Genomic DNA, 23,028 nt, shown 5'->3' with positions numbered 1-23,028 from the left:
TTCCTTCTGACTAATTCTGCTTTGAGCGTGTTATAAGTATTTGCTTTTCTAAACGTTGCAAGCGAGCCTCTGCACGGGCAACACCATCTCGCAGCTCAGAAACTTCCTGAATAAAGTTTTCAACCATAATGGGACGAACAGCAAGGCGCTTTTCATCTAGTAGCGCATCACTTAACGCGTTCATTGCTAATTTATGGTTGTGCTTAATAAAGTGACCTAATGAGTTTGCTGTTTGAACAGCATGGTAGGCAGCAAGGTCGCCGAGATGCTGAGACAAAATTTCTTCAATATCGATATTAATGCCGTTAAACAATGCGCTAAGATTTTGTGCGATTTGAAGGTTGCCATCAAAATCGAGTTTTTCTTCTCGAATCAAACGCGTGATATTGCTAGTGTCTTTCAGCTCGTTAACGATGAACAGTGACAATGAAATTCGACATTGTTCATTAGTCAGTTTCTCGGTTTTTTGATCACCTTCAGCTTGTTTTGACTGGGCGACTGAAGAATTAACACTGACCCCTTTTTTCCCGTCATTATCATAAAAATGAAAAATCAGCGGGAATGGCAGTTCGTGCAGTTGTATGGTGCACTCTTTGCCGATCAGTGGCTGAAGCAGTAATCCGCTCTCATCATCGAACGAAAGTAGTTTGTTGATGCCAAACTCAATGGCGCTTGTCACTAGCTGTGCTTGATACATCTAAAATTTAAAGCCACGATGCAAGGCTACGATGCCGCCTGTAAGGTTGGTGTAGCTGGTTTGTTCAAAACCAACTTCTTTCATCATATTTTCAAGCGTTTCTTGGTCGGGGTGCATGCGAATGGATTCGGCTAGATACTGATAACTTTCACTGTCATTGGCAACTAGTTTTCCCATCTTAGGCAAAAGGTGAAATGAATAAGTGTCGTATATTTTACTTAATGCTTCACTTGTTGGTTTTGAGAACTCAAGGACCAACAAACGCCCACCAGGTTTAAGCACTCGAAAAATAGATGCTAACGCATTCGATTTTTCGGTGACGTTACGCAAACCAAAGGCCATCGTGACTAGGTTGAAGTGATTGTCTGGAAAAGGTAGTGCTTCAGCATTCGCTTGAACATAATTTAAGTTCGACAAAATGCCCATGTTAGTGAGCTTCTCTTTTCCCACCATCAACATAGAATGATTGATATCGGCCAGGGTCACCTGCCCTGTTTCACCCACAATGCGACTAAACTTCGCAGCAAGATCGCCGGTTCCACCGGCTAAATCTAAGACCTTTTGACCTGGTCGAATACCACTACTGTCAATAGTATAACGTTTCCATAAACGATGGATACCAAGGGACATCAGGTCATTCATCACATCATACTTGGCTGCAACAGAATGAAAAACATCAGCAACCATGGATTCTTTTTGCTGCTTATCGACCTGCTTGAACCCAAAATGCGTTTGCTCGCCCTCGCTGCTGCTAGCTATTTCACTTGGCTTGTCGGCTTCTGCACTTATTTGATCGAGCTGATCAAGCAAGTTATCGCTGCTTTCTGCGCTTGAAGCGCCTGTATCTTTATCGTTAACGACCATGGTATCTGCAATCTTTTTAGAAAGTGAAAATTCTGAATTTTGTATCGCTTTAGTGTAGCTAAAAACGCGCATAAATACACGTAGTAAGTCGTTGATTAACCAGCTGACATCGTAAACTATTGAGGGTCTCTTAGCTTATGCGGAAGTTGCTACAACAATAATAAGAAGGTTGATGACTGCCAATGCTATGCTGAACATCTTCGCTTTTAGATATAAAGACGCCAGAACTGCAGGCCCTAAAGTGAGCCAAAACATTTCGGTCCGCTGAATATTCGATAGAATGAGTTTGAATGTTTGCCGAACGAAGAAGAGATTCAGCAATAATAACGTCAGACCAATCCCGATTGAATATTCCCAAGCAATACGACTATTCGCCAATTTAAACAACAGAGCATAGGTGCCAAAAACCAGCAGTAATCGTAACCATCCACCAGAGCTCATTAACAATAAAACAATCTTAATTCTTACAAAGCGGATTTTCTGAGCGAACATAAATACATAAGCACTTAGCGTCTCTTGAAACCGATTCTGATTGCCTAGATAAGTTCGATAACGCCAGTAAAACATAGCGATAAATATGCTATACGCGAGAATAACAAAGAGCGCAGATTTCAGGTCAACGTCAATGCGATAAAACGCTGCAAGTATCATAAAGTGGAAGATCAATGAGCGTTGTATAAGGGCTTTCAGGTGCGCTAAAAAAGCGGCTTTCTGATTCATATTTAAATGTAAAAACTGAAGTTCGCTGCTCTGCCAGTAAATAAAATAGAACTGCACTAGGATCAAACTGAAGGCCGCAATAATTGCACTCAAGCCCAAGTGGACCCAAAAACCCTCAGCAGTGACAAACAGATATCCAAGTAGGGGAGCAAAAAACAACATAGCAGCCCCCGCTATCGGACCCATAAAAAACATAAAGCCGATAAAAAAACGGTACAACTGGCGATTATTCTGAATAAAGCGTTTTGTCTTTCGCGTCATTAACGCGTTAAAGCTAGGAATTTTGGTGGCGCTAATCATGAAGGCGATGAGGTGTTGTTTGCATCGAGATGAACCACCTGCAAACCTTCAAGCAATTGGTGATGGTCGACAATGATCTTGAAGCGAGAATCTTCTGAAACAACCTTTTTGACCACCGATTTACTCTGCTCATCTAAGTTAGCAAAGGGTTCATCCAGCAGTAAGACATCACTTTGCTGCGCAATGGCACAGATAAGCAAAAGCTTTTTAAGTGAGCCTGAAGAAAGTTCATCAATACGTCGATTAAGAAATGCTTCAAAGCCAAGCGCAGCGACTAACTCGCCTTGCTTTTGCGTATTGAAGTTTTGATAGCGCAGCAGTAAATCGAAAACTTCGTTGGCGGTAAATACATCGGGGGGTAGCACGGATTCGCTGGCAAGCGCGACACGCGGCGCCTGTTTTAGAGTCCAATTTAATGAACCTGAATTTGCTTGCTCTAAACCCGCTATAATTCGTAAGAGAGTAGATTTACCACTTCCATTTTTACCTACTAACAGATTATTTTGAGCTTCAAATACTACGTTTAGTTGACGAAATACAAGTGTGTTTTGATAGGATTTAGTTAAGGCAACACAGGTTAATTGCAAGTGCTGATTAGTTTCTTGCTGATCGTGTTCTTGCTGATTAACTTCTTTGTTCCCGCGTTTCACCGGCACTAAATCCTTTTAAGCAAATAAATTACGATTGACGATCTATTGGCTAATTTGCCATACCTACATAATTATCGCCACAACTGTACGACACAATTTGACTGAGCTCTTGAAATGATAATCCACTTTCCTGTTGCCAAGTCAAAAAGGTGTCTTGGATGGTTTTCAGGCTGCGCTTTGAGCGCACAGATCCAGTAATTAAGCCGTGTTCAACAAAATAGGCTTCAACGTCTCGGCTGAGTAAAAACGTATCGATACCAAGCATTCGCAGCGCATAAGGTCCTGTATTGCCGCCTAATCGTGCGCCGTTTTTCTTCAAAAACTCCCACAAGCCCACAACATCATCCTTCGGCCAACTAGCCACGAATTTTGCAAAACTTCCGTGCTGACGACGCACATCATCTATCATTAAGGCATTTTCACGTATCGTTTTCACCTTATTGAAATTGCGGATAATAGCTGGATTCGAGGCTTTCTGTTCCAGCATTTCATCTGGCATCAATAATATTTTGTCTATATCGAAGCCAAAAAATACCTCTTCAAAGTCAGGCCATTTCTGTCTCACAACCCGCCAAACAAAACCAGATTGGAAGACCTTTTTGGTAAACTCGGCCAAAAAACGATCATCTGAAATTGAAAGGATCTCTTTATCTGATGCGGGCTTTGAAATCAGTTCCTGTACCATCGCTTCACTGACTTTGCGTTTACAGACCCGGTCGTACAGACTTGCAAACGCTTCCGCTGATACCGAAATATCGCTGTGTTTTGCCTTACTCATGCAGCAATACCTGAATGGCGCAGCAGAGCATCGACCTTTGGTTCACGGCCGCGAAATGCAACGAATAATTCCATGGGTTCTTTGCTACCACCCATTTCCAGTATATTCGATAAGAAATCATTACCCGTTTGCTGGTTGAAAATCCCCTCTTCTTCAAAACGACCAAATGCATCAGCAGAGAGCACTTCCGCCCATTTGTAGCTGTAATATCCAGCCGCGTATCCGCCCGCAAAAATATGACCAAAACTATTCTGGAACTTATTGAATGAAGGTGGAATAACGACAGCAACTTCCCGTCTTACATCGTCTAGTACTTGCTGTACTGACTTATTTGGCTCCTTGCCTTGGTGCAAACGGAAATCAAACAGACTGAATTCAAGCTGACGTACCATTTGCATTGCTGATTGATAATTCTTCGCCGCTAACATTTTATCAAGTAGGTCATTGGGTAAGGCGTCCCCGGTCTCATAGTGTCCTGAGATAAAACTCAAAGCTTCTGGCTGCCAACACCAATTCTCTAAGAATTGACTAGGAAGCTCAACTGCATCCCAAGCCACGCCATTGATTCCGGAAACACCACCAGCTTCAATTTGGGTTAGCATATGGTGGATACCGTGACCAAACTCGTGGAATAAAGTAACGACTTCGTCATGAGTGAAGAGAGCGGGTTTACCATCAACAGGACCATTAAAATTACATGTGAGATAAGCTACGGGTAGTTGCAACGAACCATCCGGCAAACGTCTGCGCACACGACACTCATCCATCCATGCGCCGCCACGCTTTTTCTCACGAGCATACAAGTCTAAATAGAATGAACCACGCAAGGTATTATTCACATCGTAGATTTCGTAAAAGCTAACGTCTTTGTGCCACACATCGACGTCTTCTACAGCTTTAATGCGCATGTTATACAAACGAGAAACAACTTCAAATAAGCCCTTCACCACTCTACCTTCAGGAAAGTACGGACGTAACTCCTCATCCGATATTGAATACTTTTCTTGTTTGAGTTTTTCTCCGTAATAGGTGTAATCCCATGGCTTTAGGTCAGCTTTTTGATAGTTAGTACTAGCAAACTCAACGATTTCCTGTAACTCACTTTGTGCCTGTGGCTTAGATTTAGCTGCGAGGTCTTCTAAAAAGTCGGTCACTTGCTGAGTCGACTCTGCCATTTTTGTTGCCAATGACAGTTCAGCATAATTTTCAAACCCTAAGATAGCCGCGAGTTCTTGCTTCAATCGTAATATTTCATCAATTGTGGCTGCGTTATCGAACTCTCCTGCATTGGGTCCTTGGTCTGATGCTTTGGTGCTGTATGCTTTGTACATTTCTTCACGTAACGCTTCATTATCCGCATACAACATCACGGGTAAGTAGCTGGGAATATCGAGGGTAAACAAAAAGCCATTTTGCTCTTTGCCTGCTGCAGCTTGTTTTGCCGCTGCCTTTGCTGAATCTGGCAGGCCTGCGAGTTGTGTCTCATCTTCAACCAGTTTGGTCCAAGCCATCGTCGCATCCATGACATTATTACCAAAACGAGAAGACAGCTCAGATAGCTTACTTTTGATCTCGGCATATCGTTTTTTCTGATCATCTGGCAAAGCAACGCCTGACAGCGTGAAATCACGAATCGCATTATTGACAACCTTTTGTTGAGCCTCATTCAAGCCGGAAAACTCGTCACTTTGCTTTAGCTTCTGATATAAGGCAAACAAGCCCTGATGTTGGCCAACCCAAGTGCCGTATTCCGATAAAAAAGGCAAACAAGCATCATGCGCTTCACGCAAAGCATCACTACTAACGACCGAATTCATATGACCAATAGGCGACCACATTTTACTTAGAACGTCGTCGCTATGTTCAATTCTCTCGACCACTTCAGCATATGTTGCTATGCCAGCAGCCACAACTTCATCGATAACAAGCTTGCAATCGGCAATCGCTTTTTTAATGTCTGGTACGATATCTTGCGTTTGAATTTCTGAAAATTTTGGCAGGTGATCAACCTGAGAAAGTGCGGTCATGTGGTAGTCTCTTTATTATTTATTCAGCCACAAAATACGTGGCAAACTTTATCTATTATAGGTGGGTATAAGTAAGAAGATCACAATGCTTAATCAAAGTTTTTTGAAGGAAAACTTGATAATTACGGTCCAGTAGGCATATTTATACTAATTCAGTTCTACGTAAGAACTCATTTATCCGAATTTTAGGAGTACTATGAAACACTTTGACTACATTTGCATCGGCGGCGGCAGTGGCGGGATCGCATCAGCAAACAGAGCTTCTCGCTACGGCAAAAAAGCGGCTATTATTGAAGCAAAAGATATTGGCGGCACTTGTGTGAATGTAGGGTGTGTCCCCAAAAAAGCAATGTGGTTTGGGGCTCAAGTAGCAGAAGCAATTCATAAATACAGTCCAGATTATGGCTTTGACGTTACCGTAAATAGCTTTAGCTGGGAAAAGTTAGTAGAAAGTCGAAGTGCATATATTGATCGAATTCATCAATCATACGATCGCGTGCTAGGCAACAACGGCGTCACCCTCATTAAGGGATTTGCCAAATTCATTGACAACAAAACGATTGATGTAGATGGTGAAATATACACCGCTGACCACATCACCATTGCGACTGGCGGACGCCCAATCAAACCACCCATTCCCGGTGCAGATTTAGGTATTAATTCAGACGAGTTCTTCGATCTTGCAAGTCAGCCCAAAAGGGTTGTGGTAGTGGGAGCTGGTTACATTGGCGTTGAGTTAGCTGGCGTCATGCATTCATTGGGTTCTGAGACACACCTACTGGTACGTCGCGAGAAACCATTGCGTAACTTTGATGATATGCTGTCTGATACATTGGTTGAAATCATGGCGGAAGACGGTCCGAAACTCCACCCTCATACCGAAGTAACATCAATAGAGAAGCAAGACGATGGCTCTCTGAAAGTGAATCTAAACACTGGCTGGCATATCGATTGTGATGCCCTCGTATGGGCGATCGGCCGTGAACCTGCTAACGATAAAATAGATATTCAAAACACCAATGTCGAACTAGACCAGCGTGGCTATATTAAAGTAGACAAGTTTCAAAATACCACCGCTGACGGCATTTACGCGGTCGGCGATAACATAGGAAAGGTCGACTTAACACCAGTAGCAGTAAAAGCTGGCCGCTTATTAAGTGAACGCCTATTCAATTTTAAAACTGACGCACACATGGACTATGACCTAATACCAACTGTGGTATTTAGTCACCCAGCAATCGGCACCATGGGATTGACTGAAAAAGAAGCCATCGAAAAATACGGTGCAGGCAATATTAAGGTCTACAATTCAAGTTTTGCGGCAATGTACACAGCAGTCACTTCGCATCGTCAAGCCACGAAGATGAAGTTAGTTTGTGCGGGTAATGACGAAAAAGTAGTTGGCTTACATGGTATCGGTTTTGGTATGGATGAAATCCTTCAAGGCTTTGGCGTAGCGATTAAAATGGGTGCCACTAAAGCTGATTTTGACGCTTGTGTGGCAATTCACCCAACCAGTGGCGAAGAGTTTGTGACCTTAACCTAAGCGTTAAGGTCTATAGCCATTTTAAGCCTAAAAAGTCAGCAACAAAAAAATGCGTACAGGGGTACAAGCTAGCATGAGCAAAAGTAACCAAACCGAGTTCCGTTTTTTAGCAGAGCCTACTGACGTAAATTTTGGTGGAAAGGTCCACGGTGGAATGGTCATGAAGTGGATTGATCAAGCGTCCTACGCATGCGCCGCCCAGTGGAGTAAACGCTACTGCGTTACAGTATCGGCGAATGCTATACGTTTTATTCGCCCCATTTTAGTAGGGCAAATGGTGAGTGTTGATGCTCGAATAGTCCATACTGGCAAAACCAGCATGCACATCTATGTCGTTGTGCGTGCAAGCGATCCGAAGCAAGAAAAAGTGTCGGTAACTAACCGTTGCTTTATCACTTTCATGGCTGTCGATGAGGCTGGTTTTCCCGTTGAAGTGCCACATTATGAGCCCGTGAGTGAAGAAGACAAACGACTGGCAGAAGTTGCTATTCATGCAAAGGATTTTGCTAAAAAGCTTGATCAAGACTTCGAAGAAAAACTAGGTTGGAAATAGAAAAACAACGTGAAATAAGCACTATGGTTATGCTTAAAATAAAAGAATTCATATCTCGTTACAATTCAAGATAGCGCATAAATATAACTGTTTGAGCTTTAAGGGTAAAATGTAGAAAAATCATACCCGACGGACCGTTATGCGCTTCAATAAAAAATTCACTCTGATAACTCTGATTGCTCTAAGCACTTTAATCACTGGGTGCTCTGGCGAGCAAGCCGAAAAAGAACAAGACAAAAATAAAGAAGAGCCTATCTATCGCGTTCCGGTTGAAGCAACGAAAGTTAAAATCGGCGCTATTTCAAACACCTACAATACAACGGCTGTTCTTGAAGCAAGAGCAGAGAGTAAAGTGACCAACAAAGTCTCTGGCATGATTGAAAAAATCTTAGTTGAAGAAGGCATGTTGGTGAACAAAGGCGATGTATTAGCAGAAATCGATTCTGAAAACTATTTGCTGGAGCTAGAGCGTGCAACTATTGATTTAGAGTCAGCGATTGCTGAATTTAATCGCAGTAAACCAGTAAATGGACGTCAATTAGTGGCTGCGAAAGACTTTGAAAAACTGGAATTTGCAGTAAAAAGTCGACGCAATCAACAGAAAGTTGCTCAAATACAGGTCCGCGATACGAAAGTAAGAGCACCAATTTCTGGCATCATTGCTGAACGCATGGTGAAAGAAGGCAACATGACAGCAAACCCTGGTGGCGTTATGTTTAGTATCGTTGCACTTGAGACCCTTCAAGGCGTGGTATACCTCCCTGAATCTGAAATTAATAACATTCATATTGGCCAGCAGGCTTTTCTACAATTCCCTTCAACACAACAAGCCATTCCGGCGTCAATCGCTTTAATATCGCCAATTATCGACACCGATTCTGGTACATTTAAAGTCACTTTAAATGTAGAAAACAATGACTATACGCTCAAACCAGGCATGTTTGCCCGCGTATCCTTAACATTGGATAAACGAGAGAATGCGCAGCTTGTTCCACTAAAAGCAATACTGGTGACCGACACAGAAACAAGCTTATTCGTTGTTGAAGACAATAAAGCGAAGAAGCTGACTGTTGAGACCGGTTATGAAGAAAATGGTTTTGTGGAGTTACTCAGTCCTATAGATCCAGACACGCCAATAATTACTGTAGGCCAGCAAAGCCTTAAAGTGGGTACAGAAGTAAAAGTAGTTGGCCAAGCCGATTCATCAAATAAACTTAACTAAGTGTTCACGCTTTTTGTCACTCTAAAGGATTATGTAAATGAGTATTGTTAGTACGGTTGTAAAGCGACCAGTAACCGTAGCAATGTTTACGCTCGCGGTGATGCTGTTTGGTATGGTTGGTTTTTCTCGCTTAGCAGTGTCGTTATTACCGGATTTATCTTATCCCACTCTCACCGTTCGTACAGAGAACCCAGGGGCGGCACCAGCAGAAATAGAGCAACTGATTAGTAAACCCATTGAAGAATCTGTTGGTGTAGTAAAAGGTATTCGGAAGGTTCATTCAATCTCAAAAGCCGGGCAATCAGACGTCGTCATAGAGTTTGAATGGGGTACCGCGATGAACTTCGCAACCCAAAATGTCCGAGAGAAATTGGATATCATCGCTTTACCGCTTGATGTACAAAAACCAGTGATTTTGCGCTTTAACCCATCTTTAGATCCGATTATTCGACTAGGCTTATCCACCACCAACACTGATCCACGTGCATTGAAGAATGTCAGAACTTTTGCTGAGCAAGAAATTAAGCGTCAAATAGAAACAATTTCGGGCGTTGCAGCAGCTCAACTTGGCGGAGGCTTGCAGCAAGAAATCCAAGTTGTGTTTGACCAGAACAAAGCATCTCAACGTGGAATAACCGCACAAAGTATCGTTTCCAGAATTCAAAGCGAAAATATTAATATGTCGGCCGGTCGAGTATACGATGGCCAGCAAGAATACTTGGTTCGTACGCTCAATCAATTTGTTTCACTAGAGCAGCTAGGCAACATGATAGTCAAACAAGCCGATGGCAAAACTATTTATTTGAAAGATATTGCGCAAGTTGTTGATGGCGAAAAAGAACGCAGTGACATCACACGCGTCAATAACAATGAAGCGATTGAGCTCGCTATTTACAAAGAAGGCGATGCTAACACAGTGGGTGTTGCTAAAGCGGTTAACGATAAACTGAGTGAGCTTGAAGAAAGCTTGCCCGAAGGGCTCTCGTTTACAGTGATTTATGACCAGTCCGAGTTCATTGTCAACGCAGTTGATGAAGTAAAAAGCGCAGCTATCGTTGGCGGTGTGTTAGCCATGCTAGTGCTATACCTATTTTTAGGGAATTTCTTTAATACTGTCATTATTTCGCTCGCAATACCCGTGTCCATCGTAGCCACTTTTAACTTGATGTTCGCCAATGATATCAGCCTCAATATTATGTCATTAGGTGGGATTGCTTTGGCTGTCGGCTTACTCGTAGACAATGCTATTGTAGTGCTTGAGAATATCGCTCGTTATAGAGAAAAAGGGGCGAGTGTTATTGAGGCCGCAGTGAAAGGGACTGATGAAGTATCAGGTGCAGTCACAGCTTCAACATTAACGACACTTGCGGTTTTCTTTCCTTTAGCATTTGTGACAGGGTTTGCTGGGCAATTATTTAGTGACCAAGCGATGACCGTTACTTTTGCTTTATTAGCGTCACTGGTTGTGGCCTTAACACTTATTCCAATGCTTGCTTCTCGCCAATTTGGAAGCGATAACAAAGGGGCTGAGCTTACGCAATCGGATAGCCCGCAAGATGCAAATTCAAATGCTGATGAACAGATCACCAGTAAGGTTTCGCAAAAGCCTAAGGGCCTGTTTAGAAGAATATTCGGTCTACTCGGAAAGGTGATTAGCTTTCCATTTAAAGTTATTTTCAGTCATCTACCACTGCTCATCACCAAACTCCTCATGTTAATTGCGCACCTTTTTGCGAAAATTGCTTCACTCGTTTTCGTTCCGGCGCACAAAGCCTTTTCTGCTGTTTTTGAAAGGTTCGCAGGCGTTTATGCCGTCCTCTTAAAAAAGAGTTTGAACCAACGCTTTGTTGTTATTGGTATTAGTGTGGCCTTTGCTGTTGTCGTCATGAGTTTACTGCCTAAAATACCTGTCGAATTAGTGCCTGAAGTTGAAAAGTCTGAATTTACTATCGAGCTCACTCTCACCCAAGGCACACCAATAACGGTAACCGATGCACGGCTTTCTGAACTCGCGGCAAAGGTAGCTGACGACGAAAGAGTTAAGCATTCGTACTCTTTGGCTGGTAGTGGCAGTTTAATGATGAGTTCTGCAAGCAAGGGCGGCGAAAACTGGGGGCAATTGTTGATTGCAGTGCACAACCCAAAAGACTTAGAAGCTGTTAAAGATATGGTGCGTGAAAGCGTTATTCAAATGGCTGATGTCAGTGCAGAAATCAATCAAACAGACATGTTTACCACAGAAAGACCATTGCAAATCGTGCTTGCAGGTTTTGACCTTGAAGAACTTAAGCTTTATAGCGACCGTTTATTACAAATAATGTCAGCAGATGAGCAGTTTATTGATCTCAACAACAGCTTAAGAGCCGGTCAACCTGAATTGAAAATTGAATTCGACAATGAACGACTCGCTAGCTTAGAGCTTCGAGGTTCCGACATTGCCAACCAATTAGTCACGAAAGTAGCTGGCTCGGTAGCTAGCAAGTACAACCTGCAAGACAGGCAAGTCGATATTCTAGTAAGAGCAGACGAGAGTGCTCGAAATTCAGCGCAAGCAATCAGACAGCTTACGGTTAACTCTGACCAAGACAAATCACTTCCCTTGTCGTCTGTCGCTGATATTATCGAAAGCGTTGGCCCTAATGAAATAAATCGCATTGACCAAAGTCGTGTCGCGATCGTGTCATCTTCTCTGGCTTATGGTGATCTAGCACAAGCGGCGGAAAAATCGCAGCGCATCATCGACACGCTCTATTTGCCGTCAAGCATCAAGGCAACCGTTGCGGGTCAAAATGAAGAAATGGAAAGTTCCTTTTCATCCTTAATGATGGCACTTGGTTTGGCTGTCTTTTTAGTTTATTTAGTGATGGCATCGCAATTTGAGTCACTTCTCAATCCTTTCATCATTTTATTCTCCATTCCATTGGCTGTACTGGGCTCAGTATTGGGTCTGTACCTAAGCTCTACAAATATCAGTGTTATCGTGCTCATCGGCGTCATCATGCTAACCGGCATTGTGGTTAACAATGCGATTGTATTGGTTGATCGCATTAACCAACTAAGGCATTTAGGACATTCAAAGATAGATGCTGTTATCGCAGCGAGTAGCTCGCGTTTTCGACCTATTATTATGACCTCCATGACCACTATTTTGGGTTTAACCCCCCTAGCCTTTAGCAGCGGCGAAGGCGCAGAACTCAGAGCACCTCTCGCCATCACCGTAATGAGTGGTTTGTTGATTGCAACTTTACTCACACTTATTGTGATACCTGTCTTGTATAGCGTTTTCGATAGAAAACGTTATGAAACTGAAGAAGAAACTGCTGATGAGGGTGAAGACGAGAATGATCTTGAAGAGGCAAAGCTATGAAAAATGATAGCGGCGACACTCACAGCAACTCGCCGAAACAGAGCACAAAGCGCATTAAGCAATCACTATTCAGCTTACCTGCAACGGTATGGCTTACCGCGCTAGCTATAAAGCGCCCGGTTACCACAGGTATGGTGATTTTATCACTCTTCATGACCGGCTTAATTTCGAGTAAATTGTTACCACAAGAGAGTTGGCCTGCGCTAAACATACCTGTTGCTTTTATTAACGTACCTTATAGCGGAGCTTCACCAGATGAAGTTGAAAGGCTCATCACTCGGCCTATTGAAGAAGCCGTAGCAACTCTGGGGGGGATCACGGAATTACGCTCTACAAGCCGCGCCAATGGTGCCTCAATCCAGGTTATCATGGAATTAGACGCCGACTTAGATAGCCGCATTATGGATGTGCGGGAAAAGGTTGATATGGTGCGCAACCTGCTTCCAGATGACGTGCAAAGAGTGTACGTACAAAAATTCTCCACACAAGACTTACCTGTTGTTAGCCTTGTTTTGTCGGGTGACAAAAATCTTTCTCAGTCCTATGATTTTTTGAATCGTACCCTAAAACAACCGATAGAGCGCATCGAAGGTGTCGGCCAAGTAGAGATGCGCGGCGTTATCCAGCCCTTCATTGAAATTCAGCTCGATAGCACCGCCTTGTCAATGAACCGCGTTAATCAGAGGCAGCTCCTGAGTGATTTGCGGGCTAGCAACTTTTTAGTTAAGTCGGGCTCAATTCTAAATGGTGAACGTAAATTTCGCATATCGCCAAGTGGCGAATATAAAAGCATTAACGATATTCGAGACTTTCAGGTTAAATCGGGTGTAAAACTACGCGACGTTGCTACAGTTAACCTTGTTACTCCACCACGCAATAGCGAAATCAGAACCGACCGTAAGAAATCGATTGGTGTAGAGATTTTCAAAGAATCTGATGCCAATGTTATAGATGTAACAGACAACATTGTCGGCCTTGTTGAGCTACTGCGCGAAGATGATGACTTTAGTGATATTCGTATAGACATAGAAGGCAACTCAGGCCAGGAGATTCAGGAATCACTAGGTGACCTCTTAAAGGCCGGAGGGCTAGGGATTTTACTGTCATTTGTTGTGTTGTATTTCTTCCTAAGAAATTTACAGATAACACTCGTTGTTGTTGCCTCAGTACCCATCTCATTGAGCTTTGCACTAGCTGGGATGTACTTTTTAGGCTACAGCTTAAACATGCTATCACTCGCAGGCTTATTCATTGCTGTGGGCTTGCTGATTGATAACTCAGTGGTTATTTGCGAAAGCATACTGCAACAGAAAGATAAGTCTCTGGGCGCTGTGGAAAAGGTATTGAAAGGCGTCGACAACGTGAGTATCGCGATTATCTGCGGCACTCTCACCACAACCATCGTATTCATGCCTCTGCTAATGGGCGAAAAGAACTTTATTACTATTTTGATTGAGCAAGTTGCGGCAGCTATTTGTTTACCCCTATTCGCTTCACTACTCATTTCAAAAACAGTTATCCCTCTTATGCTTAGCCGAGTGAAAGCAAACGCAATGTCGAATGTTGTGACGCAAGGACGTTTAGATAAGTGGTATAGGCCGAGCCTAGAGAAAATATTACGCCGCCCAAAAACAACCGGTATGGTTATTTTATTATTAATCTTAAGTGGCTTGTTTACCAAACAATTGGTGGATTCAAATGGTGAACAAGGCCGAGGCGAGACAGAGATAATTGTGGTTTACCATATTCAAGGTCAGCAAAGACTAGGCGACGTGAGCGCCTTAGTAGATGAGATGGAGACGTTTTTGTATAGCAAGCAAGAAGAGTTCGAATTTACTCAAGTAAATAGTCGAATATTTCCTGGCTTTGCAATGTCCAGAGTCAAACTCGTCGAGGGCTACACGACACCTTACAACGATTTAAAAGAAAAAATCAGAGAAGGCTTTCCTGAAACGCCCATCGCCAAGCCATCGTTTGAGTGGTCGAGTCAAAAAGAAAAATCAATCAAAGTATCGCTTAATGGAAACTCAACAGAGCGTTTAAAAGAATTAAGCGAAGGCGTTATTCTTCAACTCAGTAATGTCGAAGGTTTTGACCAGGTGGGCGTTGATGAAACAAACCAAGATATGGAATTGGTACTACGCATAGACCGAGAAAAAGTGTCTCGCTTGGGCCTAAATACTCAAGATATTGCAATGCAAATATCAACAGCCTTAAGGGGGAGTAATTTAAGATCGTTCCGCGATCCCACCATAGGCGAAGTGGATATTCGAGTTGTTTACCACCCCGAACAGGCCGTACCTATTGAGCGTATTAAAGACCTGCCTATTATACAGGGCGAAGGGCGAGTCATTACCTTGCAGCAGATAGTGAGTTTTGAAACACAGCCGATTATGCAACAAATACAACGTGTTGGCCGTCGCACTACTTTGGAAATATCGATTAACTTGGCTGAGCTAAGTCGAGCGGAGGCGGTCAAAGAAATTAGAAAAGTGATGAGCGGTATTGCGCTTCCTCCTGGCTATGATTGGCAGTTAGGACGTCAATTTGCTCAAGATGAAGAAGCTGCTGCAGACATGGTGATTAACATGGCGCTGGCACTGGCCTTAATTTTTATCGTCATGGCTGCACTATTTGAGTCTTTATTAATGCCTATCGCCATATTATCTTCGATTGGCCTAGCGTTTATCGGCGTGTTTTGGACCTTTGCCGCTCTTGGTTTAGGGCTAGGAGATACTGGCCGCATTGGAATGCTTATTCTAATGGGCATTGTAGTGAATAATGGGATCGTGCTTATCGACCAAATAAATAAGTTGAAAGCGAATGCCGAAAGCTTAATCCAACCTATTGTAGACGCTTGTGTAAGCCGGATACGCCCCATATTTATGACCGTTGCTACCACTGTTATTGGCATGGTACCGCTCACGTTTGCGTCGAGCGATAATCAAACCTACACCATGGCAGTGGCGATTATTGGTGGCTTATTGTTCTCTACTTTAACCAGCCTATTCTTAGTACCATTCTGCTATTTAATGTTAGTGAAGCTAGGTGATCGCTCAAGCCGGCGTTTTGCTAAAGCCAAAGCGTTTGCTAACAGAATACTACCGATATAAGGTAACGAGATTGGTGTCGAGCCGCTGTCGACAAAACAAGGTAAAAGTAAGTACGCGATTGTCTAACTTTTTGAAAGGGTGCGCGCCAAACAGCACACATTAATGGAATACAGTAGACGGATTTTTTATGCGCTATGACAGCCTCGACATTCTGCGCGGCCTTGCTCTTTTGGGCCTGCCTTTGTTAAATATTGCCTCTTTTGCAATGCCTTTTGCAGCCTATCTAAATCCATATGCGTATGATGGCGACCAGGCCTTAAATCATATCGTGTTTAGTATTTTGCAAGTTACTGCAAATCAGAAATTTTATGGCATATTTAGCATTCTGTTTGGTGCGTCGATTGTGCTGCTCGCTACAAAATATAATGATGATGAATCACCCGCATGGTTCATGGTAAGGCGCTTAGTTTGGTTGTTCGTTTTTGGCGCTTTGCATATGTACTTTCTCTGGGAAGGGGACATCCTAACAACCTACGCTGTCATTGGCATTTTGATTTTCTGGTTACGTAACTACTATATTCTAACACTCAGTATTATATGGATTTTATTGATATCGCTAAGCTGCTGGCTGGGATATCAGCCTGATGCACATTTTATAGACTTCAGTGATCCTCAATACGCATCGGTTCAGTACTTCTATCTTCCTTCCCAGGAGCAAATAGCGACCTTTTTGGAGGGCGTCAGAGGCGGCTATTTATCAGTGATGAGTGAAACCAGTTGGAAAGAAACCTCGGAAACGTTCACAGCCGGAGACGATATCCTAGTAGCTTTTGCTATGGCAGGCCTATTCAAAATATGTTCACTCATGCTGCTAGGGATGATTTTATTTAAGACAGGTGTTTTGCAAATACAAAAGAGTCTCAAGTTTTACATCGTAATGGCCACAGTTGGCATTACTTTAGGGTATAGCCTCTCCATCTATGCTCTTTCCTATCTTTACAGTTCAAGTTTCGCGGCCAGCGACTTCTTTTTTCAGGGTGATATGTTGTTACTCATTTCAAGCTATGCAACAACGCTGGGCTATATTGGTTTGATTGGTATGTTGATAAAACTGCAGTTTTGTCAGAAAGCATTTACTTTATTGAGTTATGCCGGTCGTTTAGCCTTTACTAATTACATTATGCAATCAGCGATTTGTGCACTGATCTTTTATGGTTATGCCGGGGGCTTAGTAGGGTATATGAATCGATTTGAACTAGTGCTTTACGCAATATCTATTGGTGCACTGCAACTGGCCTTTTCGGCTTGGTGGATAAAGCGCTTCTATCAAGGCCCGCTTGAATGGCTGTGGCGTAGCTTATGCACGTGTAAATTCCAAGCATTTAAACGCACATAATTCAAATTGAGAGCTTTTATATTATTGCTTCTTTAGCTTTTGTCTTAGACTGGTGAAACCAAACAGCAACGCAATAAATAACATTATTGAAAAACCACTTGGAGAGCTAGCTTCTTTAACATCACTTGTAAATGCGAAAAATGAGGCATGTGAAAGATCTTGAGCTTTTCCTTTATTATTAACTCCAGCACCATCAGTAGTGAAATCAAAGCTAGAAACACCAGAAGAATTAGCTTCAAAGAAGAACAAACTAAAAGAGTCAGACGCTTTCAATGAAACTGCGAAAATACCGTTCACTGGCGCATCAAAGGCTAATGTTCCAGATACACTCTCAGGGTTTGATGTGAAAATTCCATAACCTGGTCCATCACTTTTATTAGCACCATCATGAGACCAAACGCCATTCAGTGAGTATGCTGTAGAGAAATCATCTAAATAACCCATGACTGCCGAAAGAAGATTTGAATCGTTCCCACTAAATGCACCTGTACACCCTAAATATTGACCGTCATCGACACTCGTGATTGAACTATCATTGCACGTCAAGCTTAGGTTGCCTTGCGTAACAATTAGGCTTGCTTTCAGATGCGAGCTCATGAGTAAAATTATACTAGCGATAATTAACTTTAATGGTGTCGAACGAGTCATAAAATTTCCTTTTTTATACTACTTTAAACTTAAGTTTGTAGGATGCGATCTTTAGATCATCTATCACAAATAATAGCAAAAAGTGCGCCAAATTTAATATCCCGAAAAATCAGATATTTAAAACCAAGCCAATTTAATATGTATAAATAGCTGACAATATTACATGCTATGAGTAGTGATTCTATCTTGCACTTCCTTAATCAATCCGACCAATCTCACAATCTTTATATTTGATAGCTGACGGTAATCAAAATAAGGACAAACAATGATCCCTCGCTCGTTGTTAATTGCAAATTCTTCATCTAGCCACACAAGTTGGTCCCCCAAATTCAGGGTTTTCGCATAAGTTCTGCCCATAACGATGTGAATAGAAGATGAGTCGAGCTGAGTTTGTTGGTCATGTTTAGCACTTATTTGCGCTGGCGGTAAAAAATGCAAACTCGTTGAACTACCCACTTGCAGTAGTTTTTTGTCACGATATTCTTGCCAAGAGTCGAATGTCTTAGCTCCTAAAGTAGGTAACGCCGCTGCATATACTAGCTTGGCGTAAACATTGAAAACTTTGCGCCATCCATTACCACAAGCCTGTCCACATGCATAAATATCACCTTCGTTCAGAGGATGCATACTTTGCCCTTTTGCGCCAAAATCGAATGTAGGTATATTCGCTATATAAACATTCAGCAGGGCTTTGGTATCGCCCAAGCCGGTAAGATTTTTGGCCATTAGTGTCACGGTTCTCTCATTAGTTGTGTTGAGTTGTGTATATTTAGGTATCATACACGCCCTTACGCTGCGGCGTCAGCCACTTATTCGCTAACCGGAGTTTATCCCTTATGGCCTTAAAGCCAACCATCTACAAGTTCAAAATTGCCTTGTCTGATTTCAATAATGACCACTATGATTCTTTGCAATTGACGGTCGCACAACATCCTTCAGAAACCCTTGAGCGAATGATGGCTAGGCTAATGGCCTTTTGTATTCATGCGGCGGATGACAAAGATAAACTCATGGCGTTCACAAAGGGCTTAAGCTCGGTTGATGAACCTGATATCTGGTTGAAAGGCTTAGACGATCAATTACATCTATGGCTTGATGTGGGTGAGCCAAGCTTCGAGCGCATGAAAAAAGCCTGTAGACTCGCTAAAAAAACCGTAGTTTATACCTTTAATTCAAAATCTGATGTCTGGTGGAAACAAACTCAAGCACAACTTTCAACCCTACCGATTTCGGTTTTTCAATTCGACTGGGATGAAATTAAGGCCCTAAGCGGTTTGGCTAGCCGCACAATGGATATCACGCTCACCATTACTGGCCAGTCGATCTATGCTGTTGTCGAAGATGAGCAGTTGGAGCTAAATTGGGTCAACTTACAATGAGTTAGTGTGCAGACCAAAGCTAATCGTTGGTCTGTATAATTTCTTCGGGGCTGAGCATGGGCGAGCCTTCCGAATCTTCTTCAGCCTTTTTAATTAAACCAACAATCCGAGAGTTTACCGGTACCGGTACCCCCTGCTTTTTAGCAAGTGCAACAATTTCACCGTTCAAATAATCGATTTCTGTTTTTCGGCCCAAGGTTAAATCCTCATACATTGAAGAACGTGCTTCTGGGTCAATCTTTAGCGTTGCACTCGCCACCATATTAAACAGAAAGTTAGGCAAAGACATAATAAATGGCATGTATTTAGGGATAACTTTGCCAGTGCGTGCAGGCTCAATTCCCGCCGCTTGCATGGCATCTAAGGCCTCTCGGAGAACAAGCGCCATCACTTTTCGATAAGCTGGATTGCCCAACTGTTCCAGCAAAGGCACACCAGATAGTGCATTGACCGAATTATTGAGGTTTATCAGTAACTTTCCCCACTGCACGTTAGTAATATCATCATACACTGTGGCGGGTAACGCCGCTTTATCAAATAAAGAGACTAATTCTTTACTCACTTTATCCGGGTCTTCAATGGCTAAATTACCTTCTGTACCGCAGTGAAAATGGCCCTTCCCTTTAGAAAGGACGTTGAAAGGCACCATGCCACGTAGCACCGTGAATGTAGGTAGGTACTGTTCCAACAATACGCCATTTCGAACGCCGTTTTGAAAACTAACAACAATAGCTTTTGGGTTCGCGTGCTTGAATATCAGTTGCGCGGCACTTTGAGTGTCACCACTTTTTACGCACAATAGGACCACATCGGCATTGTGCATGACTGAGTTCGAAGTAGTAAATTTTACTTCTTTGGCAGGAATAAGTAAGTCACGACCTTTGTAGTCGCTTGCTCGGAGGCCGTTTTCTGATATTTGTGCTTGAATGCGTTCTCTGCCAATCAAGGTAACGTTAGCACCCTGACCTATTAAGCACGCACCCAAATAGCACCCGATACTACCTGCGCCCAAGACCACAATTTTCAGCTTTTCGCCAGTGCCCGAAGCAAGCACTTCTTCTTGACTAGTTTCTTCCAAAGTCATTCTCTGTGTAGGGCATTACTGCCCAATAAACCCTAGCGCTAGAGTAATGACTTACAGATGAATAATCAATCCAAGTTCTGGAGAAACCTTACCATTGCAGACATCATCAAAAACATCGCTCATCGCCTTCAAACCTTGCAAGTCAGTCACTTTTAACCACTTGGTGCTCTGTGCAATTGAGTGTTTTAAATAGGCAGCACTTTGCTTTTCAAATCCGTCCATACCGCTTTCTTTAATAATTTTCTGTAAGGTACTTGGCGCGAAGAACATTTCACTTCTCTGCGCTATGAAGTGAGGCCCTGGGTTCATGTCCTCCCAATGGGTGGCACCAACATTTGAACAAAACTTCATATTATCGCCCAGATGCTTGTGCAGTTCGCTTAACAAAGTGCCATTGCCAGACATATCAACGATAAGCGACGGAATACTTGCATCGATACTGTCTAACTCATCATAAGCAAGTGTTTTATCGTAAACAGCCAAGTTATCAACCATCTCTTTGTTTTTCAGTGAGGTTAAACCAATCTGTTTAGGCGCTTTAGGATCATTATTGATGCCATAAGCTAAACCTGTACTCGTTTTGCTTGAGGCGCTAGTAATCACAACTTGTTGAGCACCAAACCAGTCATGGCTAGTGAAATAGTGATGTAAAGCAAACGCGGTGACATGCAGCGGGTAAAGCAACATCCGATAGGCTTCACCTGATTTTTGATAATTAGGCTCCGACATCACTTTTCGATAAATATTATAACCCACTGGCAAGGCCGCACGGTGCTCACTAGCATCAATCCAACTAGACTCACTCACACCGCTCGGGTGCATAATCAAGTGACTCGATGGTGGAAAATAACCAAATAAACGCTCACCTTCAGGAACCTCTGGGTTATTTGATTTAACGACATCAGCAAACCCCCATACAGGTAGTATACCCCAATGCTCATTAGCTTCATTATGACCCACTTCATCAGGCCCTAGTTGTGGCGGAAAGAACTGCCAGTATCCGAGCTTATCGCCAACGACAGCATAGGTGATGTTGTTGGCAGTAAGGGCGAAGCTGTCTACCTTTACCAAAACTTCACCATCTTTTAATTGCTTTTCATGTGTATGGCTTTGTACAAGGCGAACTTTGTTGTAGTTCTTGCGGCTAATTTGTAATTCCATCATTCGGGTAATCCTTAGCTTGTTGTTCTTTTGTGTTTTCTGTCGATCAATGAATTGCTAATGATTTAGCTTATTTCTGCTAAGTAAGCTTGCAACTTCGCCATTGCCGGTTGAGCATTCTCTTTTAAGCGTTTTAATATCATTCTCTTTTCAATTTCATCTTCTTTGACATTGCGAACCAACTGACTAAAGCCATCTAAACGATTATTCAACAACCACTCTCGCAGCTCTGGATCTTGGCCCCATATATGTTGGTTCAGCATAAACGCAGCCGTTAGCCTTAGCCAATCAAGATCGGTATTTGGCAATGGCACGACATTGCAGATTTTATTTTTAATCTGGTCGTTAGGATAACTCGCTTCTACATGTGCAATGAACGCAGCGCTGAAAACAGGTTGATAGGAGCGCACGGTTTGCGGGGTAATTAATCCATCTTCAAAGATGGGTTTCATTGTTAAATTTGATATTGCACTGGCTGAGCAATCGACATGAATGTGGCGTGTACTTGTGGGTATTTCACCTTCTTGCAGTACGATTTTATCAAGTTCTATAGATGTCACTCTACCCATACGAACAACATTTTTCACTCGTCGCAATTGCTCTAGCTCCATCTTACTGACCGTTGCACCATGGAACATTTTTGGCCAAACGTTCGTATCCAAACGCATAAACACACCGGCTCTTTCAAGGCGTTCGAACATATCATTTATCGAGGTAGATTCTGCAATCGCTTCCATCTGACTAGCTTGGGCACCTATCGAACTACCAAAAAACTCCTCTGTTGGCTGAGTATTTTCTCGGTCAAGTAGCCAAGCATCTCGGGGCATAATCCAAGTAATGCGATCTGGATCGACATGCTTTTCGAGTAAAAATAAGACGGCATCGATGCCAGTTTTTCCGCCACCGACAATGACATAGGCACTTGGCGCTGAAGTCACCTTGGGCAAGTCATTCAAAGGCATAAATTGCACGCCCGATGCAAGGTCAAAATTCGGCGTGTGGGTAGATGGCACAGTGGTTTTAAGGTAAGTACAGTCGACCGTTTTCTTGTTTGGCCTTGCTTTGTAACGTTGCCCAGTTAAGGTGTTTTCGAACTCACCATTACCTTGATAGTCACACATTGGGAAATACTGGACTCGACCTGTTGGTAAAAATTGTTCACGCATGACGTCATCGAAGTAGGCGCTCACTTCCGCACCTGTTGCCAATTCATTGAGACCTTTGTTCCAACCTACTTGGTCTTTATAACCTTTACTCAACTCACGAGAGCTCACACCATAGAATGCAGACGGTTGATGCAAAGTCACAAAAGGATAGGCCACGTTCCAGTGACCGCCCGGTTTATGGTGTTTGTCTACCATGATGATATTAGCATCGGTTTCAGTCAGCAGCGTATCAGCAAATGCCATTCCTACCGCACCGCTACCGACGATCAAATAGTCCGTTTCAAGTTCTGTTGCGTTTTCATTTGCACTTTGTATTGCACTTGTTTTTGCACCCTGCACGCTTTGCATCTATTCCATACTCTGTGAATTTAAGCTCTTGGCAGTTAAACATAACACTGTTATATTTGTCAACGAAAT

Annotated in this window: 18 protein-coding genes; 7 read left to right on the top strand and 11 right to left on the bottom strand. The window is 42.8% G+C overall.

From position 1 onward, the window contains the following. Positions 1-10: 10 nt before the first annotated feature. The 6 genes from RM544_RS08185 to prlC all read right to left on the bottom strand — a co-directional run bounded on the left by RM544_RS08185 (position 11) and on the right by prlC (position 6,036). Positions 11-679, bottom strand: a complete 669-nt coding sequence (locus RM544_RS08185) for a ubiquinone biosynthesis accessory factor UbiJ (RefSeq protein ID WP_311361275.1) — start codon at positions 677-679, stop codon at positions 11-13. A gap of 18 nt (positions 680-697) precedes the next feature. Beyond that, the gene (gene ubiE / locus RM544_RS08180; protein WP_432264477.1) at positions 698-1,561 is read right to left on the bottom strand and encodes a bifunctional demethylmenaquinone methyltransferase/2-methoxy-6-polyprenyl-1,4-benzoquinol methylase UbiE; all 864 of its coding nucleotides are present in this window, start codon (positions 1,559-1,561) and stop codon (positions 698-700) included. A gap of 135 nt (positions 1,562-1,696) precedes the next feature. Then, positions 1,697-2,542 (bottom strand): hypothetical protein, encoded by an 846-nt coding sequence (locus RM544_RS08175; RefSeq protein WP_311361273.1) that lies wholly within the window; start codon positions 2,540-2,542, stop codon positions 1,697-1,699. Positions 2,543-2,577: 35 nt separating this feature from the next. Further along, positions 2,578-3,237, bottom strand: coding sequence for an ABC transporter ATP-binding protein (locus tag RM544_RS08170; protein ID WP_311361272.1), 660 nt, complete (start codon positions 3,235-3,237; stop codon positions 2,578-2,580). 43 nt (positions 3,238-3,280) lie between these two features. Beyond that, positions 3,281-4,009, bottom strand: a complete 729-nt coding sequence (locus RM544_RS08165; protein WP_311361271.1) for a DNA-3-methyladenine glycosylase I — start codon at positions 4,007-4,009, stop codon at positions 3,281-3,283. Beyond that, positions 4,006-6,036, bottom strand: a complete 2,031-nt coding sequence (gene prlC, locus RM544_RS08160; RefSeq protein ID WP_311361270.1) for an oligopeptidase A — start codon at positions 6,034-6,036, stop codon at positions 4,006-4,008. The genes RM544_RS08165 and prlC overlap by 4 nt, the downstream gene beginning before the upstream one ends. A 196-nt stretch (positions 6,037-6,232) precedes the next feature. Between prlC and gorA the strand changes: the two genes are divergently transcribed. The 6 genes from gorA (at position 6,233) to RM544_RS08130 (ending at position 17,173) form a co-directional block, all read left to right on the top strand. After that, positions 6,233-7,582: a glutathione-disulfide reductase gene (gene gorA, locus RM544_RS08155; protein WP_311361269.1), complete on the top strand. Its 1,350-nt coding sequence runs from the start codon at positions 6,233-6,235 to the stop codon at positions 7,580-7,582. 73 nt (positions 7,583-7,655) lie between these two features. Next, entirely contained in the window at positions 7,656-8,135 is a 480-nt protein-coding gene (locus tag RM544_RS08150) for an acyl-CoA thioesterase (RefSeq protein WP_311361268.1), read from the top strand. 139 nt (positions 8,136-8,274) lie between these two features. Beyond that, positions 8,275-9,357: an efflux RND transporter periplasmic adaptor subunit gene (locus RM544_RS08145; RefSeq protein ID WP_311361267.1), complete on the top strand. Its 1,083-nt coding sequence runs from the start codon at positions 8,275-8,277 to the stop codon at positions 9,355-9,357. Positions 9,358-9,394: 37 nt separating this feature from the next. Then, positions 9,395-12,724 (top strand): efflux RND transporter permease subunit, encoded by a 3,330-nt coding sequence (locus RM544_RS08140; RefSeq protein ID WP_311361266.1) that lies wholly within the window; start codon positions 9,395-9,397, stop codon positions 12,722-12,724. Beyond that, positions 12,721-15,837 (top strand): efflux RND transporter permease subunit, encoded by a 3,117-nt coding sequence (locus tag RM544_RS08135; protein WP_311361265.1) that lies wholly within the window; start codon positions 12,721-12,723, stop codon positions 15,835-15,837. The genes RM544_RS08140 and RM544_RS08135 overlap by 4 nt, the downstream gene beginning before the upstream one ends. 127 nt (positions 15,838-15,964) lie before the next feature. After that, a complete protein-coding gene (locus RM544_RS08130) occupies positions 15,965-17,173 on the top strand; it encodes a DUF418 domain-containing protein (RefSeq protein ID WP_311361264.1) in 1,209 nt (402 codons plus the stop codon). 21 nt (positions 17,174-17,194) lie between these two features. On the opposite strand, the gene RM544_RS08125 is transcribed toward RM544_RS08130, so the two are convergent. Next, entirely contained in the window at positions 17,195-17,821 is a 627-nt protein-coding gene (locus tag RM544_RS08125; RefSeq protein WP_311361263.1) for a hypothetical protein, read from the bottom strand. Positions 17,822-17,980: 159 nt separating this feature from the next. Continuing rightward, positions 17,981-18,547 (bottom strand): DUF6942 family protein, encoded by a 567-nt coding sequence (locus RM544_RS08120; protein ID WP_311361262.1) that lies wholly within the window; start codon positions 18,545-18,547, stop codon positions 17,981-17,983. A 110-nt stretch (positions 18,548-18,657) separates the two neighbouring features. Here RM544_RS08120 and RM544_RS08115 point away from each other — a divergent pair, with 110 nt between their 5' ends. Then, positions 18,658-19,200: a YaeQ family protein gene (locus RM544_RS08115; protein ID WP_311361261.1), complete on the top strand. Its 543-nt coding sequence runs from the start codon at positions 18,658-18,660 to the stop codon at positions 19,198-19,200. A gap of 19 nt (positions 19,201-19,219) precedes the next feature. Here RM544_RS08115 and RM544_RS08110 read toward each other — a convergent pair whose 3' ends face one another. The 3 genes from RM544_RS08110 to RM544_RS08100 form a co-directional block, all read right to left on the bottom strand. Continuing rightward, a complete protein-coding gene (locus RM544_RS08110; protein WP_311361260.1) occupies positions 19,220-20,278 on the bottom strand; it encodes a 2-dehydropantoate 2-reductase in 1,059 nt (352 codons plus the stop codon). A gap of 57 nt (positions 20,279-20,335) precedes the next feature. After that, on the bottom strand, positions 20,336-21,448 hold the full coding sequence (locus RM544_RS08105) for a DUF2855 family protein (RefSeq protein ID WP_311361259.1): 1,113 nt from the start codon (positions 21,446-21,448) through the stop codon (positions 20,336-20,338). Between the two features lie 62 nt (positions 21,449-21,510). Further along, positions 21,511-22,959, bottom strand: a complete 1,449-nt coding sequence (locus RM544_RS08100; RefSeq protein WP_311361258.1) for an NAD(P)-binding protein — start codon at positions 22,957-22,959, stop codon at positions 21,511-21,513. Positions 22,960-23,028 lie beyond the last annotated feature (69 nt).

Origin of the sequence: Brumicola blandensis (assembly GCF_031846165.1) — a bacterium.
Lineage (GTDB): Bacteria > Pseudomonadota > Gammaproteobacteria > Enterobacterales > Alteromonadaceae > Glaciecola > Glaciecola blandensis.
Note: the sequence above shows the minus strand (reverse complement) of the source record. Positions and strands in the feature narration are given on the sequence as shown.

What these genes read in the sequence shown, in the direction of transcription:
- RM544_RS08135 (WP_311361265.1), top strand. Translation starts at nt 12,721, where the DNA reads ATGAAAAATGATAGCGGCGACACTCACAGCAACTCGCCGAAACAGAGC.
- RM544_RS08105 (WP_311361259.1), bottom strand. Translation starts at nt 21,448, where the DNA reads ATGATGGAATTACAAATTAGCCGCAAGAACTACAACAAAGTTCGCCTT.
- RM544_RS08175 (WP_311361273.1), bottom strand. Translation starts at nt 2,542, where the DNA reads ATGACGCGAAAGACAAAACGCTTTATTCAGAATAATCGCCAGTTGTAC.
- RM544_RS08100 (WP_311361258.1), bottom strand. Translation starts at nt 22,959, where the DNA reads ATGCAAAGCGTGCAGGGTGCAAAAACAAGTGCAATACAAAGTGCAAAT.
- RM544_RS08115 (WP_311361261.1), top strand. Translation starts at nt 18,658, where the DNA reads ATGGCCTTAAAGCCAACCATCTACAAGTTCAAAATTGCCTTGTCTGAT.
- gorA (WP_311361269.1), top strand. Translation starts at nt 6,233, where the DNA reads ATGAAACACTTTGACTACATTTGCATCGGCGGCGGCAGTGGCGGGATC.
- ubiE (WP_432264477.1), bottom strand. Translation starts at nt 1,561, where the DNA reads ATGGTCGTTAACGATAAAGATACAGGCGCTTCAAGCGCAGAAAGCAGC.
- RM544_RS08120 (WP_311361262.1), bottom strand. Translation starts at nt 18,547, where the DNA reads ATGGCCAAAAATCTTACCGGCTTGGGCGATACCAAAGCCCTGCTGAAT.
- RM544_RS08150 (WP_311361268.1), top strand. Translation starts at nt 7,656, where the DNA reads ATGAGCAAAAGTAACCAAACCGAGTTCCGTTTTTTAGCAGAGCCTACT.
- RM544_RS08140 (WP_311361266.1), top strand. Translation starts at nt 9,395, where the DNA reads ATGAGTATTGTTAGTACGGTTGTAAAGCGACCAGTAACCGTAGCAATG.
- RM544_RS08125 (WP_311361263.1), bottom strand. Translation starts at nt 17,821, where the DNA reads ATGACTCGTTCGACACCATTAAAGTTAATTATCGCTAGTATAATTTTA.
- RM544_RS08145 (WP_311361267.1), top strand. Translation starts at nt 8,275, where the DNA reads ATGCGCTTCAATAAAAAATTCACTCTGATAACTCTGATTGCTCTAAGC.
- RM544_RS08130 (WP_311361264.1), top strand. Translation starts at nt 15,965, where the DNA reads ATGCGCTATGACAGCCTCGACATTCTGCGCGGCCTTGCTCTTTTGGGC.
- prlC (WP_311361270.1), bottom strand. Translation starts at nt 6,036, where the DNA reads ATGACCGCACTTTCTCAGGTTGATCACCTGCCAAAATTTTCAGAAATT.
- RM544_RS08165 (WP_311361271.1), bottom strand. Translation starts at nt 4,009, where the DNA reads ATGAGTAAGGCAAAACACAGCGATATTTCGGTATCAGCGGAAGCGTTT.